At 67.1% G+C, this 17,352-nt stretch carries 21 protein-coding genes and 1 pseudogene; 5 read left to right on the forward strand and 17 right to left on the reverse strand.

The window, feature by feature from the left end; translation table 11 throughout:
* Positions 1-110 precede the first annotated feature (110 nt).
* From Pph01_RS40485 to Pph01_RS40505, 6 genes are all read right to left on the reverse strand, one after another.
* A complete protein-coding gene (locus Pph01_RS40485) occupies positions 111-974 on the reverse strand; it encodes an alpha/beta fold hydrolase (RefSeq protein WP_204078573.1) in 864 nt (287 codons plus the stop codon).
* Between the two features lie 414 nt (positions 975-1,388).
* Positions 1,389-1,589, reverse strand: coding sequence for an LLM class flavin-dependent oxidoreductase (locus tag Pph01_RS43155; RefSeq protein WP_275412937.1), 201 nt, complete (start codon positions 1,587-1,589; stop codon positions 1,389-1,391).
* Between the two features lie 3 nt (positions 1,590-1,592).
* Entirely contained in the window at positions 1,593-1,751 is a 159-nt protein-coding gene (locus Pph01_RS43160) for a hypothetical protein (protein WP_239117377.1), read from the reverse strand.
* Between the two features lie 55 nt (positions 1,752-1,806).
* Positions 1,807-2,256, reverse strand: coding sequence for a hypothetical protein (locus Pph01_RS40495; RefSeq protein WP_204078574.1), 450 nt, complete (start codon positions 2,254-2,256; stop codon positions 1,807-1,809).
* A gap of 383 nt (positions 2,257-2,639) precedes the next feature.
* Positions 2,640-2,777, reverse strand: a complete 138-nt coding sequence (locus Pph01_RS40500) for a hypothetical protein (protein ID WP_204078575.1) — start codon at positions 2,775-2,777, stop codon at positions 2,640-2,642.
* Between the two features lie 82 nt (positions 2,778-2,859).
* Positions 2,860-3,048, reverse strand: coding sequence for a hypothetical protein (locus Pph01_RS40505; RefSeq protein WP_204078576.1), 189 nt, complete (start codon positions 3,046-3,048; stop codon positions 2,860-2,862).
* A gap of 2 nt (positions 3,049-3,050) precedes the next feature.
* Here Pph01_RS40505 and Pph01_RS40510 point away from each other — a divergent pair, with 2 nt between their 5' ends.
* Both Pph01_RS40510 and Pph01_RS40515 read left to right on the forward strand, forming a co-directional pair.
* Complete coding sequence (locus Pph01_RS40510) at positions 3,051-3,920, forward strand: LLM class F420-dependent oxidoreductase (protein WP_204078577.1); 870 nt, start codon at positions 3,051-3,053, stop codon at positions 3,918-3,920.
* Between the two features lie 290 nt (positions 3,921-4,210).
* Positions 4,211-4,567 (forward strand): VOC family protein, encoded by a 357-nt coding sequence (locus Pph01_RS40515; RefSeq protein WP_204078578.1) that lies wholly within the window; start codon positions 4,211-4,213, stop codon positions 4,565-4,567.
* Between the two features lie 382 nt (positions 4,568-4,949).
* On the opposite strand, the gene Pph01_RS40520 is transcribed toward Pph01_RS40515, so the two are convergent.
* Together Pph01_RS40520 and Pph01_RS43530 are read right to left on the reverse strand one after the other, a co-directional pair.
* Entirely contained in the window at positions 4,950-5,438 is a 489-nt protein-coding gene (locus Pph01_RS40520; protein WP_204078579.1) for a hypothetical protein, read from the reverse strand.
* A 459-nt stretch (positions 5,439-5,897) separates the two neighbouring features.
* The gene (locus tag Pph01_RS43530; RefSeq protein ID WP_275412938.1) at positions 5,898-6,032 is read right to left on the reverse strand and encodes a hypothetical protein; all 135 of its coding nucleotides are present in this window, start codon (positions 6,030-6,032) and stop codon (positions 5,898-5,900) included.
* Positions 6,033-6,050: 18 nt separating this feature from the next.
* On the opposite strand from Pph01_RS43530, the gene Pph01_RS40525 reads away from it, so the two are divergent.
* Positions 6,051-7,517: a molybdopterin cofactor-binding domain-containing protein gene (locus Pph01_RS40525; protein ID WP_204078580.1), complete on the forward strand. Its 1,467-nt coding sequence runs from the start codon at positions 6,051-6,053 to the stop codon at positions 7,515-7,517.
* 344 nt (positions 7,518-7,861) lie between these two features.
* Here the strand turns inward: Pph01_RS40525 and Pph01_RS40530 are convergent, their stop codons facing one another.
* Positions 7,862-8,344, reverse strand: coding sequence for a GbsR/MarR family transcriptional regulator (locus Pph01_RS40530; RefSeq protein ID WP_204078581.1), 483 nt, complete (start codon positions 8,342-8,344; stop codon positions 7,862-7,864).
* A gap of 89 nt (positions 8,345-8,433) precedes the next feature.
* Here Pph01_RS40530 and Pph01_RS40535 point away from each other — a divergent pair, with 89 nt between their 5' ends.
* Complete coding sequence (locus Pph01_RS40535; protein ID WP_204078582.1) at positions 8,434-9,249, forward strand: class I SAM-dependent methyltransferase; 816 nt, start codon at positions 8,434-8,436, stop codon at positions 9,247-9,249.
* A gap of 223 nt (positions 9,250-9,472) precedes the next feature.
* Here the strand turns inward: Pph01_RS40535 and Pph01_RS40540 are convergent, their stop codons facing one another.
* From Pph01_RS40540 to Pph01_RS40575, 8 genes and pseudogenes are all read right to left on the reverse strand, one after another.
* On the reverse strand, positions 9,473-9,847 hold the full coding sequence (locus tag Pph01_RS40540; RefSeq protein ID WP_204078583.1) for a DUF1622 domain-containing protein: 375 nt from the start codon (positions 9,845-9,847) through the stop codon (positions 9,473-9,475).
* 171 nt (positions 9,848-10,018) lie between these two features.
* Positions 10,019-10,876: a DMT family transporter gene (locus tag Pph01_RS40545; RefSeq protein WP_239117381.1), complete on the reverse strand. Its 858-nt coding sequence runs from the start codon at positions 10,874-10,876 to the stop codon at positions 10,019-10,021.
* Positions 10,877-11,185: 309 nt separating this feature from the next.
* Positions 11,186-11,788: a hypothetical protein gene (locus Pph01_RS40550; protein ID WP_204078585.1), complete on the reverse strand. Its 603-nt coding sequence runs from the start codon at positions 11,786-11,788 to the stop codon at positions 11,186-11,188.
* Between the two features lie 325 nt (positions 11,789-12,113).
* Positions 12,114-12,452: pseudogene (locus Pph01_RS40555) on the reverse strand (amidohydrolase family protein); the annotation flags it as partial.
* 133 nt (positions 12,453-12,585) lie between these two features.
* The gene (locus tag Pph01_RS40560) at positions 12,586-13,110 is read right to left on the reverse strand and encodes a carbonic anhydrase (protein WP_204078587.1); all 525 of its coding nucleotides are present in this window, start codon (positions 13,108-13,110) and stop codon (positions 12,586-12,588) included.
* Positions 13,111-13,272: 162 nt separating this feature from the next.
* Positions 13,273-13,977 carry an SDR family oxidoreductase gene (locus Pph01_RS40565; RefSeq protein WP_204078588.1) on the reverse strand — a complete coding sequence of 235 codons (705 nt, stop codon included), beginning with the start codon at positions 13,975-13,977 and terminating at the stop codon, positions 13,273-13,275.
* A 51-nt stretch (positions 13,978-14,028) separates the two neighbouring features.
* Positions 14,029-15,300: an MFS transporter gene (locus Pph01_RS40570; RefSeq protein ID WP_204078589.1), complete on the reverse strand. Its 1,272-nt coding sequence runs from the start codon at positions 15,298-15,300 to the stop codon at positions 14,029-14,031.
* 13 nt (positions 15,301-15,313) lie between these two features.
* Positions 15,314-16,213 (reverse strand): NmrA family NAD(P)-binding protein, encoded by a 900-nt coding sequence (locus Pph01_RS40575; protein ID WP_204078590.1) that lies wholly within the window; start codon positions 16,211-16,213, stop codon positions 15,314-15,316.
* Positions 16,214-16,619: 406 nt separating this feature from the next.
* Between Pph01_RS40575 and Pph01_RS40580 the strand changes: the two genes are divergently transcribed.
* Entirely contained in the window at positions 16,620-17,267 is a 648-nt protein-coding gene (locus Pph01_RS40580; protein ID WP_204078591.1) for a winged helix-turn-helix transcriptional regulator, read from the forward strand.
* The last annotated feature ends 85 nt before the right edge of the window (positions 17,268-17,352 follow it).

Below are 17,352 nucleotides of genomic sequence, written 5' to 3' on the forward strand. Positions count from 1 at the left end.
AGGCCATGATCGGCGTCGACACCCGTACCTGAAGGAAAGCGATTCGCTGGCGTTCGGCCGCGCGGCCGACTATGGAGAGCAGCTTCGGGACTTGTGGCGGATGCCCGTCCTCAATGGGTGAGGAAGTCTCTGATCGCGACGGCGAACGTGTCGGTCGCCTCCAGCGGGGTGAAGTGGCCGACGCCGGCGAGCCGGTCGAAGCGGTGAGCGGTGAAGAAGTCGCCGAGCCTGTCCCCCCAGGCGAGAGGGAAGATGGGATCGTTTTCCTGCCAGAGCACTCTGGTCGGGGTCGACAACCTGTCATCGGCGGCTGGTGTCTGCTCATGCGCATATGCGATCAACGGATTGCCCGAGGACCGGTACCACATGATCGATGCCGTGAACGAGCCCGGTGGGGAGTACATCCGAGTCAGGTGATCGAGCCGTGACTTGGCTATCACGTACCCCGGTCCCGACCAGTGGTTCCAGAAGTGCTGTAGGTAGGCGCGGACCGCGGCGGGGTCGCCGTCGACCAGGTCATCCGCGAGTTGAAGTTGGTGGAATGAGGTGTACCAGAACTCCTTGACCGCTTCCAGGTCGAGAACGCGGCGGCCCGCGCCGGGCAGCGGGGGTGACACCACCAGGGCGCGCACCAGGTCGGGACGCATTCGCGCGGCGCATTGCGCGATGAAGCTGCCAATGTCGTAACCAGCCACAACGGCGCCGGAGATTCCGAGTTGTTCCATTAGAGCGATGACGGCCGAAGCCTGCGCCGTACCGGAGTAGAACTCCTCGGCGTCGGCGAGATGCTTGTCGGATTCCCCGAAACCGCGCAGGTCCGGAACGATGACCTCGGCCTCATCCGCCAGCAGGGGGACGAGCTCGTCGTAGTCGGTTCTGTCTCCTGGCCAGCCGTGCAGTAGAACCACGCTCTGCCCTGAGCCGTGACGGTCGAAGGCAAGACGGAACCCCTGGAACGGTTCTGAATATGGCATCGACCTACCCCCGTCAGATCAGTGTGCCTTGATGCTCCTTTCCCCTCCGAGAGCCGAGCACTACTCCCGGCCATGGGGCGCTCCGCTTCGGCGGCACGCAGAACGGCCTGATCAGCCGTTCGTGGGGCCCGGCGGGCTATTCCTGCCTCCGGGAGCGCTACGCACCGGCGGCTGTAGGCTCCCCCGGCGGTATCCACGCAGCAATACCCGGGGACAACCGGTGGCTGAGCATGACCTCCAGTTCCCGCCCGGAGGTGGTCGATCTGCAGCGTACGTTCTATGCAGCCGAAGCCCACCTGGCCGTGGTACTGAAGCCGAGGTACTGAAGAAGCGGGTGACCTGGCCGCCGTCAAGGAGATCTCCGATGATCCCGAGTGCCTCGGCGAACATCTCGTGGCGGATGCTGGCGGACGGCTAGCCCTTGCCGACGACGTGCTCGTTGAGGTTCTCCCCCGAGCCGAGTCCCAGGGTGAACCGCCCCTGCGTGAGCACGCCCATGGTTGCGGCTTTCTGGGCGACCACCGCCGGGTGGTAACGCATGATCGGGCACGTCACGTACGTCACGTACGTCATGAGCGGCAGGTCCCCGGTCGCTTGGGCGGCCGCGCCCAGCACCGATCACGCGTACGGCGAGTGCCCCATCTCCTCCAGCCAGGGGAAGTAGTGGTCGGATATCACGGCGTAGGCGAACCCTGCCTCCTGCGCGGCGACCACGTCGCGGACGAGCTGTCGCGCCGGGGTCTGCTCGCACAACATCGTGTAACCGATCTGCAGCATGTCGGCTCCTCCATGGTGGTCCTCCCTCATACGGCCCGGATCCGGGACCTGACGGTCAGGCGATGGAGTCGTAGACGACGGCGGTGACCGTGCCGTACCCCAGGTGGGGAAGAACGTCGCTCACCCAGCTCGCGGGGCTCCATTCGCGCGGATCGGTCAGCCTGAGCACGGCCGCGGGTACGTCGCTGGCGGCCATGGCCAGCAGTCCGAGCGCCGCGGCGGCGGCAGGAAGGGGGACGTTTCGCAGGGTCACCCGCGACAGGCCATATGCTGCGCCCAACCCGAGCCCGATGCCGACCCCCAGGAGGGGCCCCAGCCCCTGCTTGCGGTTTCCGGCCATCTCACCGAGATCAAGCCCGACCCGTTCGGCCAGCTCGCCAGCGGTCTGCTCGGGGACAGTGCTCGAGGGCCGGCCCCGGACGGCCTGGTCGAGGTAGGTCACGATGTTGAGGGCTACGGTGCCGGTCGCTCCAGCCACCATGCCCTTGACGAGTTCACGACGCATCGGTCCCTCCGATTCGATGCGACCCGGATATCGCTGTGGGCCGCTCGTCAGGCGTACAGGGTGAACTCACCTCAGCGGCGCGCCTCAAACACTCCCGATTCGGCGCTTTGGGCGATCCTCGGCAAAGCGGCCTGGCCGCGTTGCCGTCGTGGTGGCCGCCGTTTGCCAAGCGCCGGTCTGTCGGCCGGCGGGATCGTTGAGAGCGCCCGCGGCGGAGTCGACATCGCCAAGCAGGAGATGTCGCGCGTGAAGGCGCATATGGCGAAGTACTAGGCAAACTTCGGAGACACGGCCCCCTTGGGACGATGAGCCGGTCAAGCACAAGCCGAACATAACTGTACGTAATGGTCGTTTGTGGAATGTAACCGGGGGAGGCTCTTCCTTCAGGCGCCGGCCACGGGCGTCCGCTGTGTGAACTCTTCGGCGAAGTCGGGCTCGTCGTGGTCGGTCTCCTGCTCCGCCCGTCGATCGGCCAGCGGAATGTTCCTGTCATCCGGCTCTTGCCGTGCGATGCGACCCACATCCGGTTGGCAGCCGTCGTGTTTATCGTCGCTCTGATCGCGGCAGTATTGCACCGTCGTCCGCTGCTACCTGGCCTTACGTCTACGTCACCATCAGGAAGATCGCCTGCGGACGCCCGAACAGTGCCGCGCAGAAAGCGAGTATCGGCCCGCGCTGTTTCAGATGTGGATCTTTCTGCTCGAACCGGCTGCCAGGGCGTCGCACGCGGTTGAGCGGCGCTGTGCACGGAATGATGGTCGGCGAGTTCGCCTGATAGTTGACGGGAGCCATGAATGCGGATCGGTGTCGTCTTTCCCCAGACTGAGATCGGCGCGGACGTAGGCGCGGTGCGCGCCTACGGGCAAGGGGTCGAGGAGCTCGGTTTCCGGCACGTGATGGCCTATGACCACGTCGTCGGCGCCGACCCGGCGGTCCACGAGGGCTGGCAAGGTGTCTACGACGTGCGGACCACGTTCCACGAACCGATGGTCCTGTTCGGCTACCTCGCAGCGCTGACCTCGCTGGAACTCGTCACCGCCATCATCATCCTGCCCCAGCGACAGACGGCCCTGGTAGCCAAGCAGGCGGCGGAAGTCGACCTGCTCAGTGCCGGCCGGTTGCGGCTGGGCGTGGGCCTGGGGTGGAACCAGGTCGAGTACGAAGCCCTCGGCCAGGACTTCACCACCCGGGGCAGGCGCATCGAGGAGCAGGTCGAGTTGTTGCGCCAGTTGTGGACCGAACGATCGGTCACCTTCGACGGCACCTATGACCGGGTAACCGGAGCGGGGCTGGCGCCCCTGCCGACGCAGCGGCCAATCCCCATCTGGTTCGGCGCACAGTCGCCCGCGGCGTACCGCCGTGCTGGACGACTCGCCGACGGCTGGTTCCCGCAGATGTCCCCAGGCCCGAAGCTGGATGAGGCCAAGACGATGGTCGAGGAGGCCGCCGCGCAGGCGGGACGCGACCCCTCCATGCTCGGCATGGAAGGCCGGGTCAACTGGACAGGCAACGCGGAGGAGCTGAACGATCTGGCCCGCCGGTGGCGGGAGTCCGGCGCCACTCACATCGCCATCAACACCATGAAAGCGGGACTGCGCTCGGTCGACGAACACCTGTCCGCGCTGGAGACCGCAGCCGAGACGCTCGAACCGCGGAATGACTAACCGGTTCCCGGCAAACGGACTCAGGAGATCAGGCCGGGCGATCTTCGTGGCACAGATGTACGGCATCCCGCTGGGGGTTGGCGAGGGGTACGCGCCGCAGCAGCCTCGCGCGGCATCGCTTCCACCATTGTGCGGACGCTCTCCTCGTTGGAGACGATGTCCGGGAGTTGACCGCGCGGCCTTTCCGGCCGTCGAGACGGCCGGCACGATCCCTCATGTCACGCTTCGGTTGATGATCGACATGATCAATCCGGAAGTGGATCGTCCGCAACCGCTCGTACCATGGCGGCATGGCCATCGCTCGCTTCCCCAGCATCGTCATCGACTGTCCAGATCCTGGTGCGCTCGCAAAGTTCTACGGCGCGATGTTGGATTGGAAGGTCGACGTCTCCTCCGACTGGGCGGAGGTCCGCGCGGAGTACGGTCAGTGCATCTCCTTCCAGCAGGTGGATGGGTATACGCCGCCGGTGTGGCCAACCCAAGAGCTGCCCCAGCAGATGCACCTCGATGTGATCGTTGACGACCTCGATGCCGCCGAGGCGGCAGTGCTCGATATCGGCGCAACCAAACACCCGCACCAGCCCGGCACCTCCTTCCGGGTCTTCCTCGACCCGGCGGGGCACCCCTTCTGCCTCTGCGTGAACTGATCCGGACGGGCGGCGGGCTACCGTCCTCGTCGGTCCTCCGCGCCCCTGCGCCTCATCCACACCGTCATGTGGATGATCCCGCCAGTGCCACCATGGCCGCGATGATCGTCCCCGCCACGACGTCGCCCGCCGTCGCGGCGCCCATCAGTGCCGGGCCTGCGTATGGTGCGCCTCCCGGCACGGCCCGCACACCTGCACCGGGACCCGGCCCAGGCTCGGCGACACCCGCACCACGGTGCCGACCGATGCTGCACGCGGCCGGCAGCCAGCTTGTCCATCAGGCGCTCCACGCGTCGGGTGTCAAAGAACGAGTTGAGCACGCAATCGCACTCTTCCGCAGCCGCGGGATGGGCCGGACACCCCTCGGTCCAATGGAGACGGCCTATGACCAGCTGATTGTCCCGAGGTCGTAGTACTTGTTGAAGTCCGGCGACGGATCTCCGGGGTAATGGCCCTCGCTGCCGTACGGCGGGTCCATGTACTGGAGCCCTGTGATCGGCCGCGACGGGGTCGACACGTTGAACACGCAGGTGACCCATCGATCGCCCCTGTGATCGAACGACTCCGGCTGGGGGGTCTCCGGACAGTTGGGCAGGTCTCCGACGAACCCCATGAGGATGACGTCGGACGGGCCTCCGTCGCGGAACACGGGACTGAACCGGAGCGGGTACAACGACAGGGCGTTGCCGCTTTCGTTGGTGATGACGACATTGGAGTAGTACGCCGTGCGAGTCTTGAGCAACGCCCGGCTGTCGGCGTCGAAGTCGCCCCCGATGGTGGTGGCCGGGGCACGCCGGATCGGGTGCACGATGATGCCCAGCACGCCTTCGGAGTAGGTCTTCCTCGAGCGGTCGTACTGACGGACGGGCACGATCGCCTTCTGCCCGAACCGCAGTCGCGTCCCCGGCCGGGTCATCTTCCCGGTCAGCCGCACTGGCCGGGTCGGCGGCGTGGTCGTGCCGAACGAGGATGGGACCGGTGTCGCCGGCGACGAAGCCGGGGCAAGGGGTGGCGTCGGGGATCCAGGTGAGGAGACTGGCCGCGTGGTATCGCGGGCTGTGGAACAGCCCGACGCCGGCAGCCCGCCGATCAGAACGAGGGCGCAGGACAAGGCCCTGACCCGGCGAAGCGGGGACCTGTCCGTGGCAGACCTGGGAATGTTGCTCACACGCATGATGTCTCCCCCGGGGACCGGTCTTGAAGTAGTGCGACTCGAGGCTTCCCAAGGAGAGGTATCGACGAATGCCTCCCGCCGCAAGGGGGCCCGATCCGATCGTCAGGATCGGCCCTTCCTGACGTGCCGGGGGCCATGGCGGCCGGGCGGCTATGCTCAGTCGTCGATCGTCGCGGTGGCCTCGATCGTGGCAGTGAGAGTGCCGCCGATGCCCACCAGGGCGACGAGGAACTCGTTCGTCATGCGGTCGATCTCCCGGCCAAGGCGAACGCGACCTTCCGGTTCCTGCACGACGTGAAGGTGCCGGCGATGCTGCACGGGCGGGTGGTGCGGCCCACAGGACGCAACGCCACGCAACCCGTCATCGACAATCTCGACCGGGCCAAGGCGATCGCGGGCTTCGTCGACGTCGTGCAACGCGACCGGTTCATCGGCGTGGTGGCCACGTCGGGGTGGGCCGCATCCGCCGCGGCCTCCTCCAGGACCGGCATAACGGTCAGCTGGACCAACGGGCCCAAGATGATCGCTCAGGTCGACCTTCCTACGGCGGTCCGCGACCCGGCCAATCACTACACCTCGATGGTCGAGATCGATGAGAACGTCGACCCGATCCTCGCCGGCGCCGACAAGGTGCTGAGCTCGCAGTACTTCTCCCCCTTCCACATGCACGCCGGGATGGGCGCGTCCAGCGCGGTCGCCGACGTCCGTCAAGCACCGGACCCGGAAACGGGCATCCAGGCGACCATCTGGTCGGGCACCCAGGACGTCAACGCCCTCGCCGGGGCGATCGCTCCGCTGCTCGGACTCCCCCGTTCCGCCGTCCGGGTGATCTACGTGGAAGCGACCGGGTGCTACGGGCACAACGGTGCCGACGACTGTGCCGCCGATGCCGCTGTGCTCTCCCAGGCCGTCGGCAAGCCGGTGCGCGTGCAGTGGACCCGGCAGGACGAACACGGCTGGGAGCCGCTCGGCGGAGCTCAGGCACACGCCATGCGGGGTGCTCTGGGCTCCGACGGCATCATCGCCTGGTCGCATCTGAACTACGCGGCGACCGCGAACAGCAGGCCGGTCGCCGGTGTTCCGGGCACGCTGCTGGCGGGTGCGCTCATGGGCTTTCCGCCGGCTCCACTGCCGAGCACCTCGGTGGACACGTCGGGACGCAACGCGCCCGTGACGTACGACTTCCCGCAGCGGGTCCAGGCCCGCCTCCTCAAGAGTTTCGAGACGACCGGTCCGGCGTCCGCCGTACCTGCGAGCCCGCTGACGTACCGGATCCCGCGCACGACCGCCCTCCGGTCACTCGGTGGCTTCTCGAACAGCTTCGCCAACGAGTCGTTCTTCGACGAACTCGCCCACGCCGGCGGCCACGACCCCCTGGAACTGCGGATCGCCTCGCTGACCGACCCGCGGGCGGTCGCGGTCTGCGAGGCGCTGCGTGACGTGTGGCGCCGACGGCCGGCCGGTGGAGACGGCACGGGCGCCGGCGTCGCGTTCCAGCAGTACGAAGTCGTCAACGCGTATGCCGCCACCTACGTCGAGGTGGAGGTCGACTCCGTCACCGGCAAGGTGACCGTCACCCGGGTGGTCGTCGCGCACGACTGCGGCCTCATCATCAATCCCGACGGACTCCGCAACCAGATCGAGGGCAACGTCGTCCAGGGCATCGGACGCACCCTCAAGGAGCAGGTGTCCTACACCGACGACCGCATCACATCGGTGACCTGGCAGACGAACGCCTCCAATCCGGGGTACGAGGTGATTATGGATTCGTTGTAGCACCAATGGGTGTGGGCCTCGACAGGCGATGATTTGGCTTATTCGGGTCCGTCATGCAACCGCTGAGAGGGCCGTCGGGGTCGCGCAGAACAGCGAGCGTGGGGTGAGGAAGTCACGGTGCCAGAGACCTGGCCCGTTCCACCCGCCTGCTGCTGGATCGGTGTATTCCCGCCAGGCCGTCCACAGCCCGTGTAGCCAGGCCAATGCCTCATCGTGCTCGGTGTTCCGCAGGTAACACGGGGACTCACCCAGCGCGTCGGCGATGGCCCGAGCTGTGTGTTCTTCAGCTCTACCAAGCTCCCGCGACAGGGCTCGAACCCAACTTTCACAGTTCTGATCAGTAGCTAGCCGGCCTCGCGTTCGGCCGCCTGGAGCCGCCGCCACTTCTCCATCGACCGCTTGATCTCCTCGCGCATGAACGCGAAGAACCGGCGGGTCTCGTCCAGCCGCCGCCCGGCGGGGGAATCGAGATCCAAGACCGCGATGCCCTCGTCGGCGCCGGCCTGTATCCGGACCAGCATCGGGTCGGACTGGCTGACGAAGTGGCTCCAGGTGTGCTCGTGGATCCGGCAGAAGTCGTGCCGGGTACCGGGTTCGCGGCCGCGTTCGACCAGCCGCACCTGCACCAGGTATTTGACCGCCCCCGAGATCGCCGACGCGCCGACGCCCAGTCGCTCGGCGAGCTCGGCGGCCGACAGCTTGCCGGAGTCGGTGACCAGCAGCGCGGCGTACACGCGCGAGGCCATCCGGGGCATGCCGGATTCGACCATGATCTGCGCGAACCGTTCCCGGAAATCGGCAATGGCGCCCTCGTTCGCTCGCGTCACCGAAGCCCCCTTCCTCGTCGCGGCCTCAACAGTTTTACCGGAAATCACGAACTTCACAAAATTCGTGAAATAAGAGTAGTGTCTCTGTAGTGAAGGACACTGAACTCGTCGGAGTACAGAAGACCCTCAGCCCCGTCCTCAAGGCAAAAGCACTGGACAACCGACTGCCGGACCCGATCCTCGGCGACGAATACGCCGAGCAGGCGATGCGCCGCCTCGACCCCGACTACGACAACGGCAGATTCGGCACCAGCCAGATCGGCCTCGCCGCCGTGGTGCGCGCCAAGGCCCACGACGACTGGGCCCGAAGCTTCCTCGCCGATCACCCCGACGCGGTGGTGCTGCACCTGGGCTGCGGCCTCGACGCCCGGGTGTACCGGATCGACCCGCCCGCCACCGTTGACTGGTACGACCTGGACTACCCCTCCGTCATCGAACTGCGGCAACAATTCCTGCCGCCGCGCGAGCACTACACCCTGATCGACTCCAGCGTCACCGACCTGACCTGGCTGGAACGTATCCCCCGCGGCCGACCGGTGTTGATGATCGCCGAGGGACTGGCGCCCTACCTGACCGAGACTGACGTCCGGCGGCTGCTGACCGGCGTCGTCGATGCCTTCCCCACCGGCCAAATACAGTGCGACACCGTGTCGGTCTGGGCGTGGCGCACCTCGAAATGGGACCCCTTTCTGCGCAAATACGACGCCCAGTTCCACTGCGGCTTCAACGACCCGGCCGTGCTGGCCGATTGGCACCCGCGGCTCAAATACGTCGACGAGGCACCGATGTACGACTCACCAATGCTGATGGCCAAGGCACCGGCGAACGTACGCCGCATGTACCGCCTCATGAACCTGTTGCCGGGCATGAAACGGTCCACCCGCATCGTGCGGTTCCGGTTCTAACGCGCCGACGGTATCCGAAATGGCCTTTGAGCTGGTCGAGCGACAGAATTCAAACCTGCGACTTCTTACTCCCAAGCACTCTTTGTGACCCGTCTGCTCCTGCGACAACAGGTGGGCTGACGGACCCGCCTTGCGCTGTCTTTCGCTGATCTCCACGGTTTGTCATGGTCGTGTGCCCTGGGTGTGCCCTGCCAACTCCCGGTCGACGACTGAGCCTCCCCGGTCAGCCCGCCGTTCGCGGTGGGTGTGCGCGCGCGGGTCGCCGCCACGGCCAGTGGCCCCCCAACTCGACCTCGAGGGAGAAACTAAGGAACGTCCGCACCAGCACGATCACCGCGAGCACCCCCACGCCGGCGAACGTTGGCGAGACCGCAACCGTACGGATGATGTCACCGGCGACCAGAAACTCCAGCCCGAGCAGGATGGCCCGGCCCAGGCTCTGGCGGTACAGCTGGTACACGTCCGAGAACTCCTTGCCGCGGTGGAGTAGCCGACGTATGAACACACCCGTAGCAATCAAGGCACCGCACACGATGACGGCCACTCCGGCAACGTCCACCGCCGTGCCCACCGTCTCAATCGTGGTCGCGAGTTCCATGACGGCTCCTCCGTTCGAGCTCGCACTCGGCACCTTGTAGCGCCCCCGGTGAGGCGAGCGTTATGGCCGGACTGCTGGCCGCTGTCGACCGGCTCGCCGTGGTCGGAAAACGCGATCGGCGGGCCGCCAGTGGGCGGGCACTGTTAGACGCTGCGCCCGCCAAGTCGTTCCTCACTCTTCCTTCGGGGCCATGAGGTCTTGTCCGCGGATGTGCGGGGACTGGGCAAGCTTGACGCTGCCATAGAAGATCAGGCCCACGCCGAGGAGTTCGAGCACGACCCAGGCGCCCAGGCGAATGCTCTCGCCGAAGAGCGCGACTCCGAGGCCGATGCTCGTCACGGGGTCGGTGACGTTGAGCGTCGGCTGGACGACGACGAGGTTGCCGCTCTGCAGGGCGGTTTGCAGCACGAAAACGCTGAATATGCCTGCGGCGACCATGGCATAGACCGGCCAGGTGGTCAGTACAGCGGCCTTTTCTGTGGCGAAGAGACGGGTGCTCTCCTTCATCAGCGCGGCGGTGACGGCGAACCCCAGACCGGACGCGATGCCGAGCAGCGCCGCACGGCGCGAGCCACTCTTGATCTTGGCCATCCCGATAAGGAACGCAGCGATGCCCCCGCAGACGATCGCGGTGATCACCCAGTCCTGGGCGGTCGGGGCCTGGTGCCCTCCCCCGGGGCTGGCGGAGGCGAGCAGTAGCGCCAGCCCGAGGGTCACGGAGATGATGGCCAGCCACAGCTGACGGTTCAGTTTGATCCCGAACATGAGCCAGATGATGAGCATGGTGAACGGCAACTCCATGATGAGGAGCGGCTGTACCAGGGAGAGCATGCCGAAGTTCAGCGCGCTCGCCTGGAAGAGGAAGCCACCGATCATGGCGCCGATGCCGCCCAGCCAGACCGGTCTGCGCATCATGTCCCAAAGCAACGACAGCTTGAACGCCTCGCTCTGTGGGGCGGTCCGTGCCGCGCGGCGCTGTAGTACGGAGGAGAGGGCGTTGCAGGCCGCCGCGCACACGGCAAGGATCACCGTGAGCAACAAAGCTCACCTGGTCTTCCGGCCCGAGGCCGCCTGCTGATCGTCGGTGGAGGTCATAGGGCTTCGCACATGCTCCGGCGGTCTCGTGGCGCTCGACATCTCGAGCATCTGGCGAACGCGCTGGTGGCGCACGCGCCCCACGCCGCATGCGGACATAGCCGGGACCCACCTTTGTGCTCCCCTTTGCGCCCTCCCCCGCGCGGCTCTTCGCGTGGCCGTCCTCGGGTTCTCCGGCTTTCCCCGAAAGGCGAAAACGAGGTCAGTCAGTGCACGGAGGAGCACAGGTGTAGGGCTCTCCGTTCAGCCTTGTGAGCCTTCCGGAACGCCGTCGTCCATCATGGTGCTCTCGGAGTCGGTCAGATAGACGTGCTGGTGACCGTTACCGGCATCTGTATTGAGTTGGTCGAGTTGCACAGCGCCGACCGACCATGAAGAAACCGCGAGCGCTGTCTGCCGCGCCGAAAGATCGATGACTGCCGGTCGGCGATCCGCCGGCACGCCGGCCGCCACGATGTAGGTGTCCACGGCCGTGTTCAGCAGGTTGACCGCGTTACGCAGGGCATTGCGCGCGACGTTGACTGCTGTGGATCCCGAGACGGTCTCCTCATAGCGCTGCCGCTCCTGCTCCATGATCTTCTTCCATTCGGACAGCTGAGCGGCAGTAGCTGTTACGGCGGCGGGCCCGTTTTCGGGCGCTACCTTGGCCAAGCCTTCGACGACGGGAGTCACCGTCTCCTTCGTCTTGCGTGCCATGGCGGTCAGTTCGGTGATCTGCGTGACCTCACGGCGGGCCTCGTCCCGCTGCATCTCCGCCACCGCTCGATCTGACTCACTCGTCCCTGCGTTAGCGATGCCCAGACCAACGGGCACGCCCAGGACGAAGGCCAGCACAATGCCGATCACCAACCACAACGTGCGCCTGCTGCCCGGCTGAACGCCGACGGCAGGGGGGCCAGCGGCGTACCTGGTCATGGTTGTCTTCCGTGTCATCCGTTTCCCTCCGATGTCGATCATCCAAGGAAAACGCGGATCAGCTATTCCGTCCAGCCCGTCCTTGTTGTGATGTGAGATGCCACAGGGGCCGTAGTGATCATCTGATATGCCTCGACCCACCTCGAAGGGCATCTCCTGCCGTCCGTAGCCGTTCGATGACCGCTCCGGCACGTCGTCCGGCCTCACCTCGGTTGACGGACCTCGTCCTCGAATTAGCGACCCGATCGAGCACTGGCTAAGAGACGACCTGTTGGTGGCGCTTCGAGGAAGTGGCGCGCGCACCGTTCTTCCAGGCCTGGGCGACGAGCGGCACGCCAGGGCGGTAGGACAGGTGCACATACGACGGCGCGTCCAGCAGCACGATGTCGGCGCGCGCACCAGGCGCGAGATGCCCCACGTCGGGACGGCGCAACGCCCGGGCTCCACCCATGGTGGTCGCCCACACCGCCTCACCCGGCGTCATGGACATGTCGCGCACGGCCAGGGCGATGCAGAACAGGATGTTGGTCGTATAGCTGGAACCGGGATTGCAGTCGGCGGCCAACGCAACCGTCACTCCGGCGTCGAGCAGGCGGCCGCCTCGGCGATCGCGGCGATCAGCTTGTCCCCCAACTCCTTCTTCTGTTCGGCGCTCAGGTAGTCCTTGAGGACGTGCACGCGCACATAAACGATGGCTCTCTCCTGATCGAATGATGTGCCGGACGGTTTCAGGGTTCTCGTGGTGGGACGACGGTGTCGACAAGGCCGGTGAGGACGTCGTAGACGAGTCCGGAGACCTGGATGTCGTCGAGGCAGGGTTCGGCGCGCAGCGCGGCGACGTCGCGGGCGACGGCGGCCCGCGGGTCGCCGACGGCGACGGCGGGCAGGTTCTCCTCGGCCACCTCGAAGTAGGAGGTCAGCATGTCGGCCCGGTTCTGGATGAGCGCGATGCCGCACTGGGTGTGCTGGAGTACGACGATGTGCCTCTCGGACGTGATGTCGGGCTGGTTGGCCCGCGCCACCTCCTGAAGTATGAGCAGTTGCTCGATCGTCCGCGGGGTGACCCGTCCGCCGGGGTTGCGCAGCACGGCGATCTCGCCCTGCTGGGCGCCGAGTACGACGGCTGGATCCACCCGGGGGTCGAGGCAGGTGATGACGGTGGTGTTCAGGCTCGGCCGCATACGCAGCCGCGGGTCGAATCGCGTCTCGGCGAACGCTCGGTTCCGGCGGATGAGGGCTTCCAGGATGTTCATGGTGTGTTCCTTTAGGACACGGACACTGAGTCGATGTTCAGGAAGATGAGCTGCCGGCCCGGGGTGGTGTTGTCGGGTTGGCAGCGCAGTACGAACCCCGGCGGGGCGTGCCCGGTGTGATCGCCATGAGGGCATGACCGACCACACCGGGCTGCCGCCGAGCTATCGCGATGCGAGAGCCGGGTACAGGGCGGTGACGGGCTGGGAGAGCGCGGCGTGCACGCCCTTGGTCATGTCGTCGACGAGCACCTCGTGCTCGTCCGCCTCCAGCGCGTCGAATATCGACGCGACGACGTCGGACGGCTTGTGCTTGTCGGGCGAGGGGTTGTCCGCTTGCATCGGTGTGTCGGTCGGGCCGAAGTAGACGCCGAGCACCTGCACTCCGTCCGGTGCCAGTTCGAGCCGGATGGCGTTCGTCGCCATCCACAGGCCGGCCTTGGAGACGCTGTGGGCCTTGCCGATCGCGAACCAGCTGAGCACGGAACCCACGTTGACCAGCGCGCCCTTGGCCGACCGGAGGGCGGGTGCGAGGGCACGGGTGAGGCGGATCGGTCCGACCAGGTTCGTCGCGATGGTCGCCGTGATCTCCTCGATCGGGGCGCTCAACAGGTCGCCTCGGGGGAAGATGGCCGCGTTGTTCACCAGGACGGTGGTGTCGCCGGCCTCGCCCGCGGCCCGGTCGATCGAGGCGGGGTCGGTCAGGTCAAGGCGCAGCGGCACGACGCGCGTGTCGTCCCAGTCCTTCGGGTTTCGCGCGGCGGCGTAGACACGGGCGGCGCCTCGCTCGAGGGCGGCCTGGACGAGTGCGGTACCGAGCCCGCCGTTGGCGCCCGTGACGAGGACGGTCGCGTTGTTCAGCGATGTCATGTTCTTGTTCCCTTCACTCAGGAGTGATCTCTTGCGGTGAGAAGGCCGGCGCTAGGCCGCATGGGCCTTCCGGCGCCGTGCAGTGCGCGTGCCGGTGACGACCACGCCGACCATGGCCACGACCGCGATGACGATCCCGAAGCCGGTCGCCATGGACGTCACGCCGACGGCCCCGGCGAACTGGCCGGCGATGATCGCGGGGACGCCCATGGCGAGATAGCCCACGAGGTAGATGGCGGTGAACAACCCCGCGCGCTCGTGAGCCTCCACCTCGGGCACGAGTCCCCGGGTGATCCCCGAGAACGACGCACCGAGCCCCGCGCCGCCCAACACGGCGGCGGCCCACAGGAAGGGCAGTGCTTCAGCGCGGACGCTCACGATGAACTCGAGCGCGCCGAGGGTTGTCGCACTGGCCCCGAGAAGCCTCAAGTGGTGAGGCCGCACGCCGGTCGTGACCGCCGACACCACGGTCCCGACGCCGAAGGTGACGAACGCGACCAACGCACCGACGAGTGGGGTTCCGGCCCCGAACACGGCGCCCATCACGATGGGGACCAGGCCCAGGAACAGCGCCATCGTCATGAACGCGCTGATCACGACGGGCATGGTCGATGCGAAGAAAGCGCGCACCTGGGGTGGCACCGAGACGCGCGGGACCAGCGACGCCAGCGCGCCCGGCTTGCGGGACGACGTCTCCGGAGTGAACACGGTGAAGACGGTTCCGGCGGCCATGACCACGACGAGAACCAGCCAGACCGTGAACGCGGGGTCGGAGACGAACTGGGCGAGCAGGCCCGCGAAGAGCGCTCCGATGCCCAGGCCCGCCAGGGGCGCCATGCTGGTCATCAGGGCCCCGAGCTTCTTGTGCCGCTCGGGAGCGAGTTCCACGACCGCGGCGCTGAGCGAGCTGGAGGCCGCCCCGGTGGCGACTCCCTGGACGATGCGGGCGGCGATGAGCCAGCCGATCGAGGGCGCGAACAGGAACACCAGCATCGCCGCCAGCTCGACCGCGAGCGCCGCGATCATGAGCGGGCGCCGGCCGACGTGGTCGGACAGCGATCCGATCACGAGGATCGCGATCAGGAGCGCGATCGCGTAGACGCCGAACGCGAGGGTCAGCTCCCACGGCGCCAGGCCCCAGTTCCGCTGGTAGATCGGGAGGAGCGGCGTCGGGGCGCCGGCCGCGACGAGGATCGCCACCATCGCCGCCGAGATGCCGGCGAAGCCGACGGTGCGCGGCAGGTACGGCCGGCGCGAGGAGGGGTTTCGCGCTCGCCGGCCTTCGGGGCCGGAAAGCAACCCAACCGTGTCTGGATTGGTCACAGCACCACCTAGGTCAGTCTCTGCGGCCGTTGAGGAGGTCGGCGTGCGCGCGGGCGTACTCGCCGACCGTCATCGACCGGCGGTCGGTGAGTTTCTCGATGTTGTCGTCGGCGCCCGACATGCGGCCGTTCTGGTAGTCGAGCATCGCGCCGGTGATGTGCGCGACGCCGTAGGGGGGCACGCCGGCCGCCTCGAGGTGCGCGGCATACTCCGCCATGGGCGGGTTCTCAAAGACGATCTTCCTGCCCAGGGCCTCGGTGAGTTCAGCCGCCATCTGCTCGTGGCCCATCTCGACCGGGCCGGAGAGCGGGATGGTGGTGCCGATGTGCTCTTCGGGGTGCAGCAGCAGCGCGGCGATGGCGCGCCCCTGGTCCTCGGCGGCGACGGGGGAACTGGTGCCCTCGCCCACCGGCATGTACAGGACGCCCTCCCGCAGCTTCGGCAGCATCCAGGGGTACTGCAACCACTCGAGGAAGAGGGTCGGGCGGAGATGGACGACGTTCAGCCCGGACCAGTTGAGCACCTTTTCGGCGATGTAGGTGTCGCGGCACGAGGGGCTGGTGGACTCGCGGTTCGCGGACCGCTGGGAGCAGTTGAGGACCGCCTTGACGCCCGTCTCCTTCGCGGCCTGGGTGAAGTTGACGGTCGCGTGGATGAGCCCCGGCGCGACCGGATAGCACAGATATGCCGCGTCCACGCCTTCCATGGCCGGCCGGAGGGTGTTGGGGTCCAGGAAGTCTCCGACGACGACCTCGGCTCCCTGGTCGGCGAGGGCCTGGGAACGTGCGTCGATGCTGCGCACCATGGCCCTGACGTTGAGGCCGAGGGCGATGGACTCCCGGACGGTCGCTCGCCCGGTGTCACCGGTCGCTCCCGAGACGAGGACGGTCTTGCTTGTCGCTGATGAGGACATGTTGTTCTCCGCTGGTCGATTCACGATGCGGTGGTGGACTGGGTGGAGTCAGCAGCCCCGTGCCGAACGGATCGGGGATCTTCGTGACGTACGGCACGAGCCGAGCGGCCGCGATCCCGACCGGCAGGGTGCACCGGGAGTCTCCCGGCGCCGGCTCGCGTGACGAGCAGCCCGCCGATCACGGGTTCGAGGTGACGGCGAAAACGTCCGGGCCCGCCGTGGGTGCGGCGAGCTACGGGGACCACGCGCGGGCCGTGCGTGACCGCCCGTCGCAACTCCTCGACCCGGACGGTCGCCCAGGTCCGTTCGGGCATGTCAGTGACCCTAGGCTCGCTACTTCGTTTTTGCAAGTCAACTTCACAAGACGAATCGAACTGTAAGTTAAAGAGTTTGCTATGGTTGAAGCATGAAGCGTCGTGATTACGGGCAGTACTGTGGCCTGGCCCGGGCGTTGGAGCTCGTGGGCGAACGATGGGCGCTGCTGATCGTGCGCGATCTCGCGGTGCGGCCGCACCGCTACACCGACCTGCTCGACGGGCTGCCGGGCATTCCCACCAACGTGCTCTCCACCCGGCTCAAGGAGCTCGAGCAGTCGGGCATCGTCGAACGCCGCGTCGCGCCGGCGCCGCAGCGCGGCGTCCTCTACACGCTGACCTCCGTCGGCCGCGAACTCGAACCGGCCATCTTCGCCCTCGGGCGCTGGGGAGCCGTGCACACGGGCGAGCCGCGGCCGGGCGAGATCGTCACGCCCGAGTCGCTGATCATGAACCTGCGGGGAGTCTTCGACGCCGAAGCCGCGGCCGGGGTGACCGCGACCTGGGAGGTCCGCGCCCCCGACCTGGTGGTGCACCTCATGGTCACCGACGGGAAGCTCGAAGCCGGCGTAGGCCCGGCTCCAGGCGAGCCCGATCTTGCGATCGCCTTCCAGCCGGACGGGCTCCCCTCCTACTGGGCGCTCATGCGGGCGGCCAAGTGCGGGTTGGTCGAACTGTCCGGGCGCCGCGAACTGTTGAACACCTTCCTGCGCCTGTTCGCCATCCCCCAGCCGGCCTGAAGCAGGTCGTAAGCCCCCCGTCGGGGCGCTCCAGGATCGCGGCGACAGCCGCCGCCCAGCCCACCTTGCGGAACGCCGGCCGGGA

The sequence above is a fragment of the Planotetraspora phitsanulokensis genome (assembly GCF_016863295.1).
Lineage (GTDB): Bacteria > Actinomycetota > Actinomycetes > Streptosporangiales > Streptosporangiaceae > Planotetraspora > Planotetraspora phitsanulokensis.